This is a genomic window from Burkholderiaceae bacterium (assembly GCA_024235995.1).
In the GTDB taxonomy this organism is placed as follows: Bacteria; Pseudomonadota; Gammaproteobacteria; order Burkholderiales; family Burkholderiaceae_C; genus Ottowia.
In genome coordinates, this window is the sequence record JACKLI010000001.1 from 2,600,575 (window position 1) to 2,619,007 (window position 18,433).

Below are 18,433 nucleotides of genomic sequence, written 5' to 3' on the forward strand. Positions count from 1 at the left end.
CCACACCCCAAGGAGCCCACCATGACCAAGACCGCCACCCTCCTCGCCCTTGCGCTGACCTTCATCCTGGCCGGCTGCAACACCGTCAAGGGCGTGGGCCAGGACGTGCAAAAGGCCGGCGACGCCATCGAGCGCGCCGCCAAATAAGGTTCCTGCATCCGCCCATCATGGAAAAATTCACCATCCACAAGGGCCTGGTGGCCCCGCTCGACCGCGAGAACGTCGACACCGATGCCATCATCCCCAAGCAGTTCCTCAAGTCGATCAAGAAGACCGGCTTCGGCCCCAACCTGTTCGACGAGTGGCGCTACCTGGACCACGGCGAGCCGGGCATGGACCCGGCCACGCGCCGGCCCAACCCCGACTTCGTGCTCAACCAGCCGCGCTATGCCGGCGCCTCCATCCTGCTGGCGCGCAAGAACTTCGGCTGCGGCTCCAGCCGCGAGCACGCCCCCTGGGCGCTGCAGCAGTACGGCTTTCGCGCCATCCTGGCGCCCAGCTTTGCCGACATCTTCTTCAACAACTGCTTCAAGAACGGCCTGCTGCCCATCGTGCTGCCCGAGTCGGTCATCGGCAAGCTGTTCGACGAGGTACAGGCCTTCGTCGGCTACCAGCTCACCGTCGATCTGGAGCGCCAGCTCGTCGTCAAGCCCGATGGCGCCGAGATCGCCTTCGACGTGCAGCCGTTTCGCAAGCACTGCCTGCTGGGCGGGCTGGACGACATCGGCCTGACCCTGCGCCACCAGGACGAGATCAAGGCCTTCGAAGCCCGCCGCCTGGCCAGCAAGCCCTGGCTGGCGCACACGCTCGGCAATATTTAACCAAACAAGACTGCAGCCCGCATATACAAAGCCCAAGCAGCTACCTTATCCATAGCATTGAATCATGAAGATCGCAGTTCTCCCCGGTGACGGCATCGGCACCGAAATCGTCGCCGAGGCCGTGAAGGTCCTGAAAGCCCTGGACCTGAAGCTCGAGCTGGAGCAAGCCCCCGTGGGCGGCGCCGCCTACGAGGCCGCGGGCCACCCGTTGCCCGAATCCACGCTCAAGCTGGCCAAGGCCGCCGACGCCATCCTGTTCGGCGCCGTCGGCGACTGGAAGTACGACACGCTCGAGCGCGCCCTGCGCCCCGAGCAGGCCATCCTGGGCCTGCGCAAGGCGCTGGGCCTGTTCGCCAACTTCCGCCCCGCCATCTGCTACGAGCAGCTCACGCACGCCTCCAGCCTCAAGCCCGAACTGGTGGCGGGCCTGGACATCCTGATCATCCGCGAGCTGACCGGCGACATCTACTTCGGCCAGCCGCGCGGGCGGCGCACCGCCGTGGACGGGCATTTTCCGGGCGCGCAAGAAGCCTTCGACACCATGCGCTACAGCCGCCCCGAGATCGAGCGCATCGCCCGCGTGGCGTTTGAGGCCGCCCGCCAGCGCGGCAAAAAGGTCACCAGCGTGGACAAGGCCAACGTGCTGGAAACCTTCCAGTTCTGGAAGGACGTGGTGATCGAGACGCACAAGGACTACCCCGACGTCGAGCTGCAACACATGTACGTGGACAACGCCGCCATGCAGCTCGTCAAGGCGCCCAAGGCCTTCGACGTCATCGTCACCGGCAACATGTTCGGCGACATCCTGAGCGACGAGGCGGCCATGCTCACCGGCTCCATCGGCATGCTGCCCTCGGCATCGCTCAACGACAAAAAACAAGGCCTGTACGAACCCAGCCACGGCAGCGCGCCCGACATCGCCGGCAAGGGCGTGGCCAACCCGCTGGCCACCATCCTGTCGGCGGCGATGATGCTGCGCTTCTCGCTGGGCCAGGCCCAGGCGGCCGATCGCATCGAGGCGGCCGTCAAGAAGGTGCTGGCGCAGGGCCTGCGCACGCCCGACATTTACAGCGAAGGCACGACCAAAGTCGGCACCGTGCAGATGGGCGATGCGGTGGTGAAGGCGCTGGGCTGAGCTACAATCGCCGGCCATGTCTGTCGCCCATTCGTTCGTCCTGGACACCACCTCTGCCTTCATGGCGGACGTGGCCGCGCGCGCAGTCATCACCAAAAAGACGACCGGCTGATCCAGCCCTGGCTCGTCGTGCGCCCTTTCCGGCCAGGCGAGCCGGGCAGGCAGTGGGGCCGTTCAACGGATTTTCACTTGTAAAGGGCTAGAAAATGAGCAGTTTGGTTGGTTTGGTCGGCTGGCGCGGCATGGTCGGCTCGGTGCTGATGGACCGCATGCGCGAGGAGAAGGACTTCGATCTGTTCGAGCCCCTGTTCTTCTCAACGTCCAACGCCGGCGGTGCGGCACCCGCCATGGCCAAGAACGAGAAAACGCTGAAGGACGCGCACGACATCGAGGCCCTGAAGCGCTGCGATATCGTCATCACCTGCCAGGGCGGCGACTACACCAACGAGGTGTTCCCCAAGCTGCGCGCCGCCGGCTGGAAGGGCCACTGGATCGACGCCGCCTCGGCCCTGCGCATGAAGGATGACGCCGTCATCATCTTGGACCCGGTCAACATGCCGGTCATCAAGAACGCCCTGGCCAAGGGCGGCAACAACTGGATCGGCGGCAACTGCACGGTGTCCTGCATGCTGATGGGCGTGGGCGCGCTGTACAAGGCGGGCCTGGTCGAGTGGATGAGCACCCAGACCTACCAGGCGGCCAGCGGTGGCGGCGCGCAGCACATGCGCGAGCTGCTGACGCAATACGGCACGCTGAATGCCGAAGTGCGCAGCCTGCTGGATGACCCCAAGAGCGCCATCCTCGAAATCGACCGCAAGGTGATCGGCAAGCAGCGCGCGCTGTCGGCCGACGAGACCGCCAACTTCGGCGTGCCGCTGGGCGGCAGCCTGATCCCCTGGATCGACAAGGATCTGGGCGACGGCATGTCGCGCGAAGAGTGGAAGGGCATGGCCGAGACCAACAAGATCATGGGCATGGGCGAGGGCTTTGGCTCTCCAGCCGTGCCGGTGGACGGCTTTTGCGTGCGCGTGGGCGCCATGCGCTGCCACAGCCAGGCACTGACCTTCAAGCTCAGGAAGAACGTGCCCGTGGCCGACATCGAGGCCATGATCGCCGCCGATAACGCCTGGGTGAAGGTGGTGCCCAACACCCGCGAGGCCACCATGAAGGACCTCACCCCCGTGGCCGTCACCGGCACCATGAGCATCCCGGTGGGGCGCATCCGCAAGCTGGCCATGGGCCCGGAATACCTGGGCGCCTTCACCGTGGGCGACCAGTTGCTGTGGGGCGCCGCCGAGCCGCTGCGCCGCATGCTGCGTATCCTGCTGGAACGTTGAACGTCCAACGGCGCCTCCGCCCCCTGCGCTGGGAACGGGGTCGTTGTCAGCAGACAACATTGGCCGCAAGTGCGGCCAAACTTTGTACATGTGTCGGGGCTTAACAGGCGTCTCAGCTTGTCAGTCCAATACGTTGATGTTAACGTCGATTTCCAAGTCCGTATCGGCAGAAGACCCCTGCCCCATCACCAGACGCCATGCACAAGAACACCGTCCAGAGCCATGAGGGTTGGCCCGCGCTGGCCGCCACCGCCGCCCAGCCGATCATCAGAAAAGCCGCTCTGGCCTCGGCCGTCGCGCTGGCCCTCCTCGGCGTCAGCCTGGATGCCCAGGCACTGGCCCTCGGGGCCATCTCCGTGCGTTCGGCACTGGGCGAGCCCTTGCGGGCCGAGATCGAGATTCCCCAGCTTTCATCCGAGGAAGCGTCCACCCTGCAGGCCAGCATGGGCACGCCGCAGGCGTTTCGCGCCGCCGGGATCAACTACAGCCCCGCGCTCGCCGGCACCCATGTCACGCTGCAGCGCCGCGCCAACGGCCAGGCCTACCTGCGCATCGTCGGCAACCGGCCGGTCAACGAACCCTACGTGGGTGTCGTGATCGAGGCCAACTGGGCCAACGGCCGCGTCGTGCGCGACTACACCCTGCTGCTCGATCCGCCGGGCCGCGAGGCCTTGCCCGCGGTGGTGGCCACCCAACCCCAGGCCCCGGCGCCCGAACCCTCCGCCGCGCCCGCGCGTCCCGCCGTCGCCGAGCAGGTCACGCCGCGTAGCGGCGCCGCGCCGGCGCCCAAGGCATCGCCGCGCCCCGAGCGCGCAGCGGCATCGGGCGGCGGCGAGCAGGTCGCCATCCAGCGTGGCGACACCCTCTCGCGCATCGCCGGCGCCCACGCCATCGATGGCGTTTCACTCGACCAGATGATGGTGGCCCTGCTGCAGGCCAACCCCCAGGCCTTCATTCGTGGCAACGTCAACCTGATCAAGGCCGGTGCCGTGCTGCAAATGCCCAGTGCCGAGCAGGCCCTGACCACCTCGCGTCAGGCTGCGCGGCGGGCTGTCGTGGCGCAAAGCAGGGACTTCCAGGCCTACCGCCGCTCCGTGGCCAAGGCGGCGCCCGCGCAACCCCAGGACGCCGGCGGCAGCCAGACCGCCAGCGGCAGCGTGCAGGCACAGGTGAGCGAGCGCCAGGCGCCGGCGCCTGCCCCCGACCAGCTCAAGATCAGCAAGGGCGGCGCGGCCAGCGGGGCCGAAACCACCGTGGCGCGCTCGCGCCAGGCGCAGGAGCAAGCCGATCGCGAGGCCGAGCTCAAGCGCAACATCAGCGCCCTCGAAGGCCTCAAGGGCGCAGCCAGCGCTCCGGCGACAACCAGCCCCGCACCGGCGACGGCGGCGGCGGCGGCGGCGGCGGCGGCAAGCAGTGAGCCAGCCGGCATGAACGTTCCGCTGGCCGCCGGTGCCGCCACCACGGCGGCTGCGTCAGCCGCTTCCGCCGCGACGACCGCTGCGGCTGACACTCCCACCGAAGCCAGCACCGTGGCGCCAGCGCCCAGCGCCAGTTCGGCTGCCTCGGCAGAGGCGCCGGCGGCGGCGGCATCGACGGCCGCTCCGGCTGAAGCGGCATCGGCCAGCGTCGAGGCCCCCAAGCCCAAGGCCGCCGCACCCGCGCCAGCCCCGGTGGCCGAACCCTCCTTCCTCGACGGCCTGATGGACAACCCGCTGCTGCCCGCGGCCGGCGCCGGCCTGATCGCGCTGCTGGCCGGCCTGGGCATCTACCGCGCCCGCCAGCGCAAGCAAAAAGACGTCGAGCGGGACAGCGAGTTCATCGAAAGCCGCCTGCAGCCGGACTCGTTCTTCGGCGGCAGCGGCGGCCAGCAGGTCAACACCAAGGAGCGCCCCAGCGGCAGCTCTTCCTCCATGGCTTATTCGCCCAGCCAGCTCGACGCCGCGGGCGACGTGGACCCGGTGGCCGAGGCCGACGTCTACCTGGCGTACGGCCGCGACATGCAGGCCGAGGAAATCCTCAAGGAGGCCCTGCTGACCCACCCCGGCCGCATCTCGGTGCACCGCAAGCTGGCCGAAATCTATGCCAAGCGGCGCGACGCCCGCGCGCTCGATGCCATCGCCACCGAAGCGCATGCACTGACCCAAGGTGACGGCCCCGACTGGCAAGCCATCGTCAGCCTGGGCGCCGAACTGGATCCCAACAACCCGATGTACAAGCCCGGCGGCAAGCCGATACCCAAGGTGGCGTCCACCGGCACGCGGCGCCAGTTCGGCGCCGACACCGAGCCGCAGACCGCGCAGGTCATCCTGAGCAAGGACGGCACGGCCTCCACCGGGCGCCCGCCGCTGGATCTGAAACTCGACGTGGGTGATTCCGTGCGCCAGGCCGTGCCCACACCCAGCACGCTGCCCGCCACCGCGGGCATCGCGGCGGCAGCCGTCGGGACTGCGGCAGCCGCCGCCAGCACGGCATCGACTTCGGTCCGCCAGGCCATTGAAACGTCCGCTCCAGTCAAGGCCGACAGCGAGTTTGTCGATCTGGACCTGGGGGGCATGGACTTTGCCCCGCCATCCGAACTGACCGCCGCGGCCCCTCCCGCACCCGCGCAGGCCGCTTCGACCGTTCCTCCAGCCTCGAACTCCGGGATGATCGAGTTCGACATGGATGCCCTGTCCATCGACCCGGACTCGCGCTCGGGCGACATCAAGACCGAGCAGCCCGATGTTGACGAGGATCCGCTGTCCACCAAGCTGTCGCTGGCACAGGAATTCCGCGCCATCGGCGACATCGACGGCGCGCGCACCCTGGCAGCCGAGGTCGCGGCCGAGGCCGTGGGCGCGCTCAAGGTTCGCGCCGAGCGCTTCCTGACCGAGCTCTGATCCGCAGGCGCCAGGCACCCCGAGTCTTCGCCAGCCGGCGCCCGCGAGGCGCCGGTTCTTTTTGGGCGCCCGCTGGCACGCCACAATCCACCCATGACGCGAATCGCACTGGGGCTGAGCTTTGCCGGCACCCGCTACCAAGGCTGGCAAAGCCAGCCGTCCGGCCAAACCGTGCAGGACCAGTTGGAACGCGCCCTGCGGCAATTCGCCACCCAGCCCCTGCACACCCTGTGCGCCGGCCGCACCGACGCCGGGGTGCATGGCCTGATGCAGGTGGTGCACTTCGACACCACGCTGCAGCGCGAGCCGTTTTCGTGGGTGCGCGGCACCAACCGCTACCTGCCGCCCGACATCGCCGTGCAGTGGGCGCAGGCGGTACCCGACCCATTCCATGCCCGCGCCAGCGCCCTGGCCCGCCGCTACACCTACATCGTCCTGCAGTCGCCGGTACGCCCCAGCCTGGACGCCACGCGCGTGGGCTGGAGCTTTCGCCCGCTCGACGGCGCGGCCATGCGCGCTGCCGCCGCGCACCTGCAGGGTGAACACGACTTCACCTCCTTTCGCGCCAGCCTGTGCCAGGCCCTGTCGCCCGTCAAGCAACTCGCCCCCATCGTCATCGAGCAGCGCGGCGCCTACTGGCGCTTCGATTTCGAGGCCAACGCCTTCCTGCACCACATGATCCGCAACATCATGGGCTGCCTGATCCAGGTCGGCCAGGGCCTGCACCCGCCCGGCTGGGTGCGGGAGGTGCTGCTGGCGCGCGACCGCGACGCGGCGGCGCCCACCTTCGCGCCCGACGGGCTGTACTTTCGTGGCCCCGTTTACGCCGCGCACTGGGGCCTGCCGGATCGCACCGCCGCCTATGATTGGTTGCCATGAATCATGCCCCCACGCTCGCTGCTTCGCATGCTTCGCTGCCCCCCGAGGGGGCTCGCTCCGCCTTGGGGCGGCCCGGCGGCGGAGCGGCCACGATGGCACCGCGCACCCGCATCAAGATCTGCGGCCTGACCCGCGAGCCCGATGTGGACGCCGCCGTGGCGGCGGGCGTGGATGCCGTGGGCTTCGTGCTCTACCCCAAGAGCCCGCGTTTCGTCACGCCCCAGCGCGCGGCCGAACTGGCGCGGCGCCTGCCGCCGCTGGTTACGCCGGTGCTGCTGTTCGTCAACGCCAGCGCTACAGAAATCGAAGCTGCTGCGGCAATCGTCACGCCGGCCATCCTGCAATTTCATGGTGATGAATCGCCCCAGGCGTGCATGGCCGCCGCGCAGCAGGCGCATTGCCCCTTCTGGCGCGCCGCGCGCATTCCGTCCGACATCGCCAGCGGCTTCGACTTGCTAGAATTTGCCTACGATTACAGCGCCGCCCAGGCCCTCTTGCTGGATGCCCAGGTCGATGGCTACGGCGGCGGCGGAAAGACATTCGATTGGTCACGCCTGCCAACAAACGTTCCCGCTCACCTCGTCTTGTCTGGTGGGCTCACACCTGCAAACGTGGGCGCTGGCCTGTCGGCGCTGCGCGGCCGCGGGCATTCGCTCGCGGTTGACGTCTCGTCCGGCGTCGAAGCCGATGGCCCCGGCGGCAAGCCGCTCAAGGGCATCAAGGACGCCGAAAAAATCATGCGCTTTGTCGCCGCCGTGCGCGCGAGCGACGCGCACCTTGCAGGATTGAACACCCCATGACCGACTACCACCAGCCCGACGCCAGCGGGCACTTCGGCCGCTACGGCGGCAGCTTCGTGAGCGAGACGCTCACCTACGCCATCAACGAGCTCAAGGCCGCCTACGCCCGATACCAGCACGACCCCGATTTCCTGGCCGAATTCCACGCCGAACTCAAGCACTACGTGGGCCGCCCCTCGCCCGTCTACCACGCCGCGCGCACCAGCCGCGAGTTGAAAGGCGCGCAGATCTACCTCAAGCGCGAAGACCTCAACCACACCGGCGCGCACAAGATCAACAATGTCATCGGCCAGGCCATGCTGGCGCGGCGCATGGGCAAGCCGCGCATTATTGCCGAGACCGGCGCCGGCCAGCACGGCGTGGCCACGGCCACCATCTGCGCGCGCTACGGACTCGAATGCGTGGTCTACATGGGCAGCGAGGACATCAAGCGCCAAAGCCCCAACGTCTACCGCATGAAGCTGCTGGGCGCCACCGTGGTGCCGGTCGAATCGGGCAGCAAGACCCTGAAGGACGCGCTGAACGAGGCCATGCGCGACTGGGTGGCCAACGTGGACAACACCTTCTACATCATCGGCACCGTGGCCGGCCCCCACCCCTACCCCATGATGGTGCGCGACTTCCAGAGCGTGATCGGCCAGGAGTGCCTGACGCAGATGCCCGAGCTGGCCGGCCGGCAGCCCGACGCGGTGCTGGCCTGCGTGGGCGGCGGCAGCAACGCCATGGGCATCTTCCATCCCTACATCACCCACGACAAGGTGCGCCTGATCGGTGTCGAGGCTGCGGGCGAGGGCCTGGACAGCGGCAAGCACTCGGCCAGCCTCGAGCGCGGCAGTCCGGGCGTGCTGCACGGCAACCGCACCTACATCCTGCAGGACGCCAACGGCCAGATCACCGAGACGCACAGCATCAGCGCCGGGCTGGACTACCCCGGCGTCGGCCCCGAACACGCCTGGCTGAAGGACACCGGCCGCGCCGAATACGTGGGCGCCACCGACGCCGAGGCACTGGCGGCCTTCCATCACCTGTGCCGCGTGGAGGGCATCATCCCCGCGCTGGAATCCAGCCATGCCTTTGCCCATGCGCTCAAGCTCGCCCCCACCATGCGGCCCGACCAGTCCATCCTGGTGTGCCTGTCGGGCCGCGGCGACAAGGACATCGGCACCGTGGCCGACCTCGATGGCGCCGACTTCTACGACCGCCCCTCGATGCGCGGCCACGTGGTGAAAGGAGCCAAGGCATGAGCCGTATCGCCGCCACCTTTGCCGCGCTGAAAGCCAAAAACCGCAAGGCGCTGATCCCCTACGTCACGGCCGGCTTCCCCTACGCCGACATCACCCCCGCGCTGATGCACGGCATGGTGGCCGCCGGCGCCGACGTGATCGAGCTGGGCGTGCCCTTCTCCGACCCCAGCGCCGACGGCCCGGTGATCCAGAAAGCCGGCGACCGCGCCCTGGCCCTGGGCATCGGCCTGGCGCAGGTGCTGGCCATGGTCCACGCCTTCCGCGCCAAGGACAAGACGACGCCCGTGGTGCTGATGGGCTACGCCAACCCGATCGAGCGCTACGAGCAGCAGCATGGCGCCGGCGCCTTCGTGCGCGACGCGGCTGCCGCCGGCGTGGACGGCGTGCTGGTGGTGGACTACCCGCCCGAGGAATGCGCCGAGTTCTCCGCCGCGCTCAAGGCCGCCGGCATGGACCTGATCTTTCTGCTGGCCCCCACCTCCACCGACGAGCGCATGCAGCAGGTGGCCCAGGTGGCCAGCGGCTACGTGTACTACGTCTCGCTCAGAGGCGTCACCGGCTCGGGCGCGCTCGACACCGCCGAGGTGGAGGCCATGCTGCCGCGCATTCGCCGGCACGTGCACATCCCGGTCGGCGTGGGCTTCGGCATCCGCGACGCCGAGACCGCCCGCGCCATCGGACAGGTGGCCGACGCCGTGGTCATCGGCAGCCGGCTGATCCAGCAGATCGAGCAGCAGCCGCACGAACGCGTGGCCGCCGCCGCCGCCGACTTCCTGCGCCCGATCCGCGCCGCCCTCGACGCTTGAGAACGTGTTTACGATCTGACAAGGAACCCACCATGAGCTGGCTTGAAAAACTGCTGCCCCCCAAGATCCAACCCACCGACGCCGCCGAGCGCCGGCAGATGCCCGAGGGCCTGTGGATCAAGTGCCCCGAGTGCGACACCGTGCTGTACAAGACCGACTTGGAGCAGAACCAGAACGTCTGCCCGCACTGCGGCCACCACCACCGCATCGGCGCGCGCGAGCGGCTCAACGTGTTCCTCGACGGCGAAGGCCGCTACGAGATCGGGCAGGAGGTGGTGCCCGTCGACGCGCTCAAGTTCAAGGACAGCCGCAAGTACCCCGAGCGCATCAAGGAAGCGATGGAAAACACCGGCGAGACCGACGCGCTGGTGGTGATGGGCGGCGCCGTCAAGAGCATCAGCGTGGTGGCCGCCGCCTTCGAGTTCGACTTCATGGGCGGCAGCATGGGCAGCGTGGTGGGCGAGCGCTTTGCGCGCGGCGTGCACACCGCCATCGAGCAGAAGGTACCCTTCATCTGCTTTACCGCCACCGGCGGCGCGCGCATGCAAGAAGGTTTGTTCAGCCTCATGCAGATGGCCAAGACCAACGCCGCCCTCACCCGCCTGGCCAAGAAGGGCCTGCCCTACATCAGCGTGCTGACCGACCCCACCATGGGCGGCGTCTCGGCCGGCTTTGCCTTCGTGGGCGACGTGGTGATCGCCGAGCCCAAGGCCCTGATCGGCTTTGCCGGCCCGCGCGTGATCGAGAACACCGTGCGCGTGAAGCTGCCCGAGGGCTTTCAGCGCGCCGAGTTCCTACAGGACAAGGGCGCCGTCGACTTCATCTGCGACCGGCGCGAGCTGCGCGACAAGGTGGCCAGCATCCTGGCCATGCTGCAGCGGCAGCCGGCGGATGCGGTGGAATAACCCGCGCCGCCGCCAGCGCGCGAAACGTCACGCCGCGCCCATCATCACCGCATTGCCCAGCAGCCCCGCCTGCAGCGAGCCGATGACGATGCCCAGCACCTGCAGCACGACGACGGCCAGCAGGGGCGACAGATCGATGCCGCCGACCAGCGGGATCACGCGGCGCAGCGGCGCCAGCATGGGCTCTGCCAGGCGCTCCAGCACGTCGGTCAGCAGCGTGCGGTTCTGCATCCACGACATCACGGCCGCGACGATGACGATGGCCGTGCCCACCGACACCGCCAGCTTGCCCACCCCCAGCAGCGCCAGCAGCGGCAGCACGCTCCAGCGCTGGCTGGCCAGCAGGCTCATCAGCATGGCGTATTGCACCAGCTTGAGCAGCCACACGCCCAGCAGGCTGGGCACGTCCAGGTGCCCCCCCGCGGGCAGCAGGCGCTGCAGCGGCAGCACCAGCCAGTCCGACAGCGCCTGCACGAAGCGCCCCACCGGGTTGGCCAGCGACATGCGGCGCCAGCGCATGGCCAGCCGCAGCAGGCAGGCCGCGCCGACCAGGGTGACAGCCACTTCGACCAGGAACGTCAGGATCTCGAACAGCATGCAGGTGCGGACAACAGATCGGGTTGGAAGATGCGTAGGATGATAGCGGCCCGTGGCCCAGGCCCTGCGGCGCGTGCTGGACGATCGGCAACGGCCCGGCGACATGAACGCTGATGTTCCATTTCACCGCCTGGCCATGGCCGCGCCGGGCTGGTCATTAAAATACCGGGTTGCCTTTTTTCTGGGGCCTCCCGCTCGGGCGCTTCGCCGCAACGAACCCGGCGGCACCCCACCGCCACCGCGCCCCGCCCTCACCGCGACGTCATGAACCAAGCCTCCACCTCCGCCGCCCCGGCCGCCCCCGAACAAGACGAAAACAAGCTGGTCGCCGAGCGGCGCGACAAGCTCAAGGCCTTGCGCGCCGCGCAGGCGGCGGGCGGTGCCGTCGCCTTTCCCAACGATTTCAAGCCAAAAGACCGCGCAGCCGGCTTGCACCAAGCGCACGGCGCTACTGAAAAAGAGGCATTCGAGGCCGACCTGGCCGCCGGCGCGAAGATCGCCGTGAGCGTGGCCGGCCGCATGATGCTCAAGCGCGTGATGGGCAAGGCCAGCTTCGCCACGCTGCAGGACACCACGGGGCGCATCCAGATCTACGTGGTGCGTGACGACGTGGGCGAGGACGCCTACGCGGCCTTCAAGCACTGGGACCTGGGCGACATCGTGGCCGCCGAGGGCCATCTGTTCAAGACCAAGACCGGCGAGCTGTCGATCCACGCCACGTCGGTGCGCCTGCTGACCAAGAGCCTGCGCCCGCTGCCCGACAAGTTCCACGGCATGCAGGACCAGGAGCTGAAGTACCGCCAGCGCTACGTCGACCTGATCATGGACGAGGCCGCCCGCGCCCGCTTTGCCCTGCGCAGCCAGACCCTGGCGGCCATGCGCGCCTTCATGACCGGCGCCGGCTTCATGGAGGTGGAAACGCCCATGCTTCACCCCATTCCGGGCGGGGCCAACGCCAAGCCCTTCGTCACGCACCACAACGCGCTCGACCAGCAGATGTTCCTGCGCATCGCGCCCGAGCTGTACCTGAAGCGCCTGATCGTCGGCGGCTTCGAGCGCGTGTTCGAGATCAACCGCAGCTTTCGCAACGAAGGCATCAGCGTGCGGCACAACCCCGAGTTCACCATGATGGAGTTCTACGCCGCATACTGGAACTACCAGGACCTGATGGACTTCACCGAAGCGCTGCTGCGCGACAGCGCCCAGCGCGCCACCGGCTCGCTGCAGCTCAGGTACCAGGGCAAGCCGGTCGACCTGGCCCAGCCCTTCGCGCGCCTGACCATCCGCGAGGCGATTGCCGCGCACACCGACATCGGCGCCGGCGTGGATGACGCCGCCGCGCTGATCGAGCGGCTGAAGAAGCTGGGCCTCTCGGAAGCCAAGGACAAGCTGAGTGCTCGCAGCCTGGCCAGCCTGCAGGTGCTGTACTTCGAGGAGGTGGTGGAGGAAAAGCTGTGGCAGCCCACCTTCATCATGGAGCACCCCACCGAGATCAGCCCGCTGGCGCGCGCCAACGACACGCGCCCCGAGGTGACCGAGCGCTTCGAGCTGTACATCACCGGACGCGAGATGGCCAACGGCTTCAGCGAGCTGAACGACGCCGAGGACCAGGCCGCGCGCTTCGCCGCGCAGGCCAGCGCCAAGGATGCGGGCGACGAGGAAGCCATGTTCTACGACCACGACTTCGTGCGCGCGCTCGAATACGGCATGCCGCCCACCGGCGGCTGCGGCGTGGGCATCGACCGCCTGATGATGCTGCTGACCGACAGCGCCAGCATCCGCGACGTGATCCTGTTCCCGGCGCTGCGGCGCGAGGCGGGTTGAGGCTAGGTCAGCCCTTCATCACCTCGGGGTTCAGCGGCGTCAGCGCCCTGCCCTGCGTCAGATAGCCGATCAGGTTGTCGGCCGCCAGGTGGGCCATGGCTAGGCGCGTGGGCAGGCTGGCGCTGGCGATGTGCGGCGTGAGGGCCACGTTGGTGCAGGCCAGCAGCTCGGGGTGGACCTGGGGCTCGCCCTCGAACACGTCCAGCCCGGCCGCCGCGATGCGCCCGGCACGCAGCGCCTGCGCCAGCGCGGCGTCGTCCACCACGCCGCCGCGGCCGATGTTGACCAGGGTGGCCGTGGGCTTCATCAGCGCCAGCTCGGCCGCGCCGATGCAGTGGCGCGTCTCGGCTGTCAGGGGCAGCACCACCATCACGTGGTCGGCGCGGCGCAGCAAATCGTCCTTGCCGACGTATTCGGCCTGCACGGCCGCTTCTTCCGCGGTCGGCAGGCGGGTGCGGTTGTGATAGAGCACCTTCATGCCGAAGCCCAGCGCGCCGCGCCGCGCAATGGCCTGGCCGATGCGGCCCATGCCCAGGATGCCCAGGGTGGCGCCATGCACGTCCTGGCCCACCAGCATGTCGTAGGACCAGCGCTGCCAGCGGCCGGCGCGCAGGTAATGCTCGCCCTCGGTGATGCGGCGCGCGGCGGCCATCAGCAGCGCAAAGCCGCCATCGGCGGTGGTTTCGGTCAGCACGTCGGGGGCGTTGGTGGCCAGCACGCCGGCCGCCGTCATGGCCGGCAGGTCGAAGTTGTTGTAGCCCACGGCCATGTTGGCGCAGATGCGCAGGTCGGGGCAGGCGGCCAGCAGGCGCGCGTCGATGCGATCGCCGCCCGCGGTGAAGACGCCGCGCTTGCCCTGCAGGCGGGCGATCAGCTCGTCGGGTGAAAGCGTGTCGTCGGCCTGGTTGGTGCTGACGTCCAGTTGCGCGGACAGCTTCTCGATCACCTCGGGGAAGATGCGGCGCGCAACGAAGATGGCGGGTTTGGCGGGTGTGGTCGAGCTCATGCGCCGAGTTTAGGCGCTGCTCCAGGCGGCCGTGCGCGGCTCAGCGCGAATACAGCCAGGGCACGTCCAGCACGCGCTCGCCCAGCAGGCGGATCGAGGCGTCGCGCCCCACCCGCACCAGCCCGCGGGCATGAAAGATCTCGCCGTTGCGCATGGAGCGCGCCTGCACCCGCGCCACGCGCTGCCAGCGCGCCTGCGCATAGCGGCGCAGGCGGGTGGGCACGTCCACCGCCGTCATGGCCAGCGACCGCGCCAGCTCGGCCGCGTCCTCGATCGCCATGCCGGCGCCCTGCGCCATGTAGGGGCGCATGGGGTGGGCCGCGTCGCCCAGCAGCGCCACGCGCCCACGCGCCAGCTCGTCGGCCCCATCGACCGGCGCGCGCGCGGCCAGCACCCAGCGGCGCCAGGTCTGCGGGTTGAGGCTGGCCCCCGTGGCCGCCTCCACCAGCTCGCGCAGCGGCGCGCAGACGACGCCCAGGCTGCCCAGCGCGCGGGCCAGCTCGCCGGACGGCACGGCGTCGTCGTCGCGCCCGGCCGGCGCCCGGGGCGCCGCGTGGCGCAGGATGGCCACCACGTTCAGGGCCGCGCCGGCGCGCACCGGGTAGTGCACCAGGTGCAGGTCGGTGCCCATCCACACCGTCACCTCGTTGGCATGCCAGGCGGGCGGCAGCGCGTCCATGCGCAGCATGGCGCGATAGGCCAGGTCGCCCACGGGCTGGGGCGGGCCGTCGCCCAGCAGCTGCTGGCGCACGGCGCTCAGCAGGCCATCGGCGCCCAGCAGCGCGTCACCCTCCACCTCGCTGCCGCCGCCGGTGCGCACGCACACCGCGGCGCCGTCGTCCTGAAAGCGCGTCAAGGTCTGGCCCAGGCGGATCTGCACCTCGCCCGTGGCCTGGGCCAGGGCCAGCAGCAGGGCATGCAGGTCGGCCCGGTGCACCGTGACGTAGGGCGCGCCGTAGCGCTGCAGAGCGCGTTCGCCCAGCGGCAGCTCGCCCAGCTCGGCGCCGGACTCGGCGTTGCGCACCACCAAGCGCCGCGGGTAGGCCGCCACGGCGCGCAAGGCGTCCTGCTGGCCCCAGGCATGCAGGATGCGCGTGACGTTGGGGCCCAGTTGCAGCCCGGCGCCCACCTCGGCGAACACCGGCGTGCGCTCGAACACGCGCACCTGCCAGCCGGCGCGCGCCACGGCGCAGGCGGCAGCCATGGCACCGATGCCGCCGCCGGCCACCAGCAATTGCTGCGGTGCGCTCAAGGCCGATCCCCTCCCATGCCGGACAGACTTTTCAGGCGCTCAGGCCAGCAACTGCTCCAGCACGTAGGGCAGGATGCCGCCGGCGCGGAAGTAGTCGACTTCGATCGGGGTGTCGATGCGCAGCGTCAACCTGGCCTCCTGGCGCGACCCGTCGGCCCGCTGGATGAGCAGGCGCGCCTCGCCCTGGGGCCTCAGCTCGGCCGGCAGCTCGATGTCGACCCGCTCGTCGCCCTTCAGGCCCAGGCTGCCCCACGACTGGCCGCTCTTGAACTGCAGCGGCAGCACGCCCATGCCGACCAGGTTGCTGCGGTGGATGCGCTCGAAGCTGCGCGCCACCACGGCCTTGATGCCCAGCAGCTGCGTGCCCTTGGCGGCCCAGTCGCGGCTCGAGCCGGTGCCGTATTCCTCGCCCGCGAAGATGACCGTGGGCGTGCCGGCCTGCATGTAGTCCATGGCGGCGTCGAAGATGTATTTCTTTTGGCCCGAGGGTTGCGCCAGCGTCAGGCCGCCCTCCTCGCGGCTGCCGTCGGCCTTGGGCGGGATCATCAGGTTCTTGATGCGCACGTTGGCGAAGGTGCCGCGCATCATCACCTCGTGCTGGCCGCGGCGCGAGCCGTAGCTGTTGAAGTCCTGCTTGGCCACGCCGTGCGCCTGCAGCCACTGCCCGGCGGGCGAGCTGTCCTTGATGCGGCCGGCCGGCGAGATGTGGTCGGTGGTGACCGAGTCGCCGAACAGCGCCATGATGCGCGCGCCGCGCACCGAAAAGCGCTCGCCCGCCCCCGCCGCGCCGGCGTCGGTGCGCCCCTGGTTGCGCACGAAGTCCTCGAAGAACGGCGGCTGGGCGATGTAGGTGCTGGTCGGCCAGTCGTAGACCTGCCCCGTGACGCCCGCAATGGCCTGCCACAGCTTGCCCGGCTCGGTGGCGATCTTGGCGTAGTTCTCGCGGAAGGCCTTGCCCTTCATGGCGTACTTCAGCAGCTTTTGCACCTCGTCGCTGGTGGGCCAGATGTCGCCCAGGTACACGTCGCGGCCGCCCTTGCCCTTGCCCACGGGCTGCGTCATCAGGTCGACGCGCACGCTGCCGGCAATGGCGTAGGCGACCACCAGCGGCGGGCTCATCAGGAAATTGGCCTTCAGGTTGGGGTGGATGCGCGCCTCGAAGTTGCGGTTGCCCGACAGCACGGATGCGCACACCAGCTCATGGTCCAGGATGGCCTGGTTGATCTCCGGCGCCAGGTCGCCCGCGTTGCCGATGCAGGTGGTGCAGCCGTAGGCGGCCACGGTGAAGCCCAGTTTCTCGAGGTAGGGCAGCAGGCCGGTTTCGGTCAGGTATTCGGTGACGATGCGCGAACCCGGCGCCAGCGAGGTCTTGATGTGGCGCGACACCTTCAGCCCCGCCTGAACCGCCTTCTTGGCCAGCAGGCCGGCGGCCAGCATCACGCTGGGGTTGCTGGTGTTGGTGCAGCTGGTGATGGCGGCGATCAGCACGTCGCCGTTGCCGATGGAATAGTCGCTGTCGCGGTTGCGCGTCGCGTGCGTCTGGCCGACCGGCTTGTTGCCGCTCATCTCGACCACGTTGCGGGCGCAGCCGGCAGAGGCCGCCTCGGCCTCGACGGCGTCGGGCCCCGCGTCGCCGGCGTGCAGGCGCACGCGCTCGTCCAGCGCCTGCGCGGGCCGGCTGAAGCCGCCCTGCTCCATCGGCGTGCTGAACAGCGCCTGGAAGCGCTCGGCCGCGCGGCCCAGCTCGATGCGGTCCTGCGGGCGGCGCGGGCCGGCGATGCTGGGCGTGACGTCGCCCAAATCCAGCGTGATGACCTGCGAGTAATCGACCTCGCCCGCGCGCGCGGCGCCGAACAGGCCCTGGGCGCGGAAGTAGGCCTCGAACACCTCGCGCTCGGCCTTGGTGCGGCCCGTGCCCTCGAAGTATTCGATGGTGCGCTCGTCGACCGGAAACAGCCCCATGGTGGCGCCGTACTCGGGCGACATGTTGCCGAGGGTGGCGCGGTCGGGCACCGACAGCGAGGCCGTGCCTTCGCCGAAGTATTCGACGAACTTGCCCACCACCTTGTGCTGGCGCAGGATTTCGGTCACCGTCAGCACCAGGTCGGTGGCGGTGCAGCCCTCGCGCAGGCGGCCCTTCAGCTCGAAGCCCACCACGTCCGGCGTCAGGAAGTACATCGGCTGGCCCAGCATGGCGGCCTCGGCCTCGATGCCGCCCACGCCCCAGCCCACCACGCCCACGCCGTTGATCATGGTGGTGTGGCTGTCGGTGCCCACCAGCGAGTCGGGGTAGACCAGGCCGTCCGCCGTCCTGTGCACGCCCTTGGTCAGATACTCCAGGTTGACCTGGTGGCAGATGCCGAAGCCCGGCGGCACCACGCGGAAGGTGTCGAAGGCCTGCATGCCCCACTTCATGAACTGGTAGCGCTCGTGGTTGCGCTGGAACTCCAGCTTCATGTTCTGCTGCAGCGCGTTCTTGACGCCGTAGTAGTCCACCATCACCGAGTGGTCCACCACCAGGTCGACCGGCACCAGCGGCTCGACCCTGGCCGGGTCCTTGCCCACCTGCCGGGCTGCCGCGCGCATGGCCGCCAGGTCCACCAGCAGCGGCACGCCGGTGAAGTCCTGCAGCAGCACGCGCGCCACGGTGAAGGGAATCTCCTCGGTGCGCGCGGCGTTGGGCCGCCAGTTGGCCAGCTGCTCGACGTGCTCGCGCGTGATCTTGCGGCCGTCGCAGTGGCGCAGCACCGACTCCAGCACGATGCGGATCGAGTGCGGCAGCCGCTTGACGTTGGGAAACTCGCGCGCCAGCGCCGGCAGCGAGTAGAACTGCCCGGTCTTGCCGGAGGCGGTCTTGAACGACTTGCGGGTGGCGGCGAAGGCGTGCGGGCTTGGAGTATGGGCCATGGTTTGCTCCTTCGGGGGTGGACGGACCGCGGCAGCGGAGG

General features: G+C 69.3%; 15 protein-coding genes. 11 read left to right on the forward strand and 4 right to left on the reverse strand.

Annotation, left to right across the window (positions count from 1 at the left end; genetic code table 11):
* The first annotated feature begins 21 nt into the window (after positions 1-21).
* From H6927_12435 to H6927_12480, 10 genes are all read left to right on the forward strand, one after another.
* Positions 22-147 carry an entericidin A/B family lipoprotein gene (locus H6927_12435; GenBank protein ID MCP5218902.1) on the forward strand — a complete coding sequence of 42 codons (126 nt, stop codon included), beginning with the start codon at positions 22-24 and terminating at the stop codon, positions 145-147.
* A 20-nt stretch (positions 148-167) separates the two neighbouring features.
* Positions 168-821 carry a 3-isopropylmalate dehydratase small subunit gene (leuD, locus tag H6927_12440; protein MCP5218903.1) on the forward strand — a complete coding sequence of 218 codons (654 nt, stop codon included), beginning with the start codon at positions 168-170 and terminating at the stop codon, positions 819-821.
* Positions 822-885: 64 nt separating this feature from the next.
* Positions 886-1,956, forward strand: a complete 1,071-nt coding sequence (gene leuB / locus H6927_12445) for a 3-isopropylmalate dehydrogenase (GenBank protein MCP5218904.1) — start codon at positions 886-888, stop codon at positions 1,954-1,956.
* A 206-nt stretch (positions 1,957-2,162) separates the two neighbouring features.
* Positions 2,163-3,293 carry an aspartate-semialdehyde dehydrogenase gene (gene asd, locus H6927_12450; GenBank protein ID MCP5218905.1) on the forward strand — a complete coding sequence of 377 codons (1,131 nt, stop codon included), beginning with the start codon at positions 2,163-2,165 and terminating at the stop codon, positions 3,291-3,293.
* 197 nt (positions 3,294-3,490) lie between these two features.
* Complete coding sequence (locus tag H6927_12455; GenBank protein ID MCP5218906.1) at positions 3,491-6,172, forward strand: fimbrial protein FimV; 2,682 nt, start codon at positions 3,491-3,493, stop codon at positions 6,170-6,172.
* A 93-nt stretch (positions 6,173-6,265) separates the two neighbouring features.
* On the forward strand, positions 6,266-7,051 hold the full coding sequence (truA, locus tag H6927_12460) for a tRNA pseudouridine(38-40) synthase TruA (GenBank protein MCP5218907.1): 786 nt from the start codon (positions 6,266-6,268) through the stop codon (positions 7,049-7,051).
* Positions 7,048-7,851 (forward strand): phosphoribosylanthranilate isomerase, encoded by an 804-nt coding sequence (locus H6927_12465; GenBank protein ID MCP5218908.1) that lies wholly within the window; start codon positions 7,048-7,050, stop codon positions 7,849-7,851. The genes truA and H6927_12465 overlap by 4 nt, the downstream gene beginning before the upstream one ends.
* Positions 7,848-9,095, forward strand: a complete 1,248-nt coding sequence (trpB, locus tag H6927_12470; GenBank protein ID MCP5218909.1) for a tryptophan synthase subunit beta — start codon at positions 7,848-7,850, stop codon at positions 9,093-9,095. The genes H6927_12465 and trpB overlap by 4 nt, the downstream gene beginning before the upstream one ends.
* Positions 9,092-9,901 (forward strand): tryptophan synthase subunit alpha, encoded by an 810-nt coding sequence (locus tag H6927_12475; protein ID MCP5218910.1) that lies wholly within the window; start codon positions 9,092-9,094, stop codon positions 9,899-9,901. Before trpB ends, H6927_12475 begins: the two co-directional genes overlap by 4 nt.
* Before the next feature lie 32 nt (positions 9,902-9,933).
* Positions 9,934-10,806, forward strand: a complete 873-nt coding sequence (locus H6927_12480; GenBank protein ID MCP5218911.1) for an acetyl-CoA carboxylase carboxyltransferase subunit beta — start codon at positions 9,934-9,936, stop codon at positions 10,804-10,806.
* Positions 10,807-10,833: 27 nt separating this feature from the next.
* Here H6927_12480 and H6927_12485 read toward each other — a convergent pair whose 3' ends face one another.
* The gene (locus tag H6927_12485) at positions 10,834-11,403 is read right to left on the reverse strand and encodes a YggT family protein (protein MCP5218912.1); all 570 of its coding nucleotides are present in this window, start codon (positions 11,401-11,403) and stop codon (positions 10,834-10,836) included.
* Positions 11,404-11,667: 264 nt separating this feature from the next.
* Here H6927_12485 and lysS point away from each other — a divergent pair, with 264 nt between their 5' ends.
* Positions 11,668-13,227, forward strand: a complete 1,560-nt coding sequence (gene lysS, locus H6927_12490; protein ID MCP5218913.1) for a lysine--tRNA ligase — start codon at positions 11,668-11,670, stop codon at positions 13,225-13,227.
* A 7-nt stretch (positions 13,228-13,234) separates the two neighbouring features.
* Here lysS and H6927_12495 read toward each other — a convergent pair whose 3' ends face one another.
* The 3 genes from H6927_12495 to H6927_12505 are packed head-to-tail and all read right to left on the reverse strand — an operon-like array spanning position 13,235 to position 18,392.
* Positions 13,235-14,233 carry a D-glycerate dehydrogenase gene (locus tag H6927_12495; GenBank protein ID MCP5218914.1) on the reverse strand — a complete coding sequence of 333 codons (999 nt, stop codon included), beginning with the start codon at positions 14,231-14,233 and terminating at the stop codon, positions 13,235-13,237.
* Between the two features lie 40 nt (positions 14,234-14,273).
* A complete protein-coding gene (locus tag H6927_12500) occupies positions 14,274-15,485 on the reverse strand; it encodes an FAD-dependent monooxygenase (protein MCP5218915.1) in 1,212 nt (403 codons plus the stop codon).
* A gap of 39 nt (positions 15,486-15,524) precedes the next feature.
* A complete protein-coding gene (locus H6927_12505; protein ID MCP5218916.1) occupies positions 15,525-18,392 on the reverse strand; it encodes an aconitate hydratase in 2,868 nt (955 codons plus the stop codon).
* Positions 18,393-18,433: the final 41 nt, after the last annotated feature.

What these genes read in the sequence shown, in the direction of transcription:
- H6927_12495 (MCP5218914.1), bottom strand. Translation starts at nt 14,233, where the DNA reads ATGAGCTCGACCACACCCGCCAAACCCGCCATCTTCGTTGCGCGCCGC.
- H6927_12485 (MCP5218912.1), bottom strand. Translation starts at nt 11,403, where the DNA reads ATGCTGTTCGAGATCCTGACGTTCCTGGTCGAAGTGGCTGTCACCCTG.
- H6927_12465 (MCP5218908.1), top strand. Translation starts at nt 7,048, where the DNA reads ATGAATCATGCCCCCACGCTCGCTGCTTCGCATGCTTCGCTGCCCCCC.
- leuB (MCP5218904.1), top strand. Translation starts at nt 886, where the DNA reads ATGAAGATCGCAGTTCTCCCCGGTGACGGCATCGGCACCGAAATCGTC.
- leuD (MCP5218903.1), top strand. Translation starts at nt 168, where the DNA reads ATGGAAAAATTCACCATCCACAAGGGCCTGGTGGCCCCGCTCGACCGC.
- H6927_12475 (MCP5218910.1), top strand. Translation starts at nt 9,092, where the DNA reads ATGAGCCGTATCGCCGCCACCTTTGCCGCGCTGAAAGCCAAAAACCGC.
- H6927_12435 (MCP5218902.1), top strand. Translation starts at nt 22, where the DNA reads ATGACCAAGACCGCCACCCTCCTCGCCCTTGCGCTGACCTTCATCCTG.
- trpB (MCP5218909.1), top strand. Translation starts at nt 7,848, where the DNA reads ATGACCGACTACCACCAGCCCGACGCCAGCGGGCACTTCGGCCGCTAC.
- H6927_12505 (MCP5218916.1), bottom strand. Translation starts at nt 18,392, where the DNA reads ATGGCCCATACTCCAAGCCCGCACGCCTTCGCCGCCACCCGCAAGTCG.
- lysS (MCP5218913.1), top strand. Translation starts at nt 11,668, where the DNA reads ATGAACCAAGCCTCCACCTCCGCCGCCCCGGCCGCCCCCGAACAAGAC.
- H6927_12480 (MCP5218911.1), top strand. Translation starts at nt 9,934, where the DNA reads ATGAGCTGGCTTGAAAAACTGCTGCCCCCCAAGATCCAACCCACCGAC.
- H6927_12455 (MCP5218906.1), top strand. Translation starts at nt 3,491, where the DNA reads ATGCACAAGAACACCGTCCAGAGCCATGAGGGTTGGCCCGCGCTGGCC.
- truA (MCP5218907.1), top strand. Translation starts at nt 6,266, where the DNA reads ATGACGCGAATCGCACTGGGGCTGAGCTTTGCCGGCACCCGCTACCAA.
- asd (MCP5218905.1), top strand. Translation starts at nt 2,163, where the DNA reads ATGAGCAGTTTGGTTGGTTTGGTCGGCTGGCGCGGCATGGTCGGCTCG.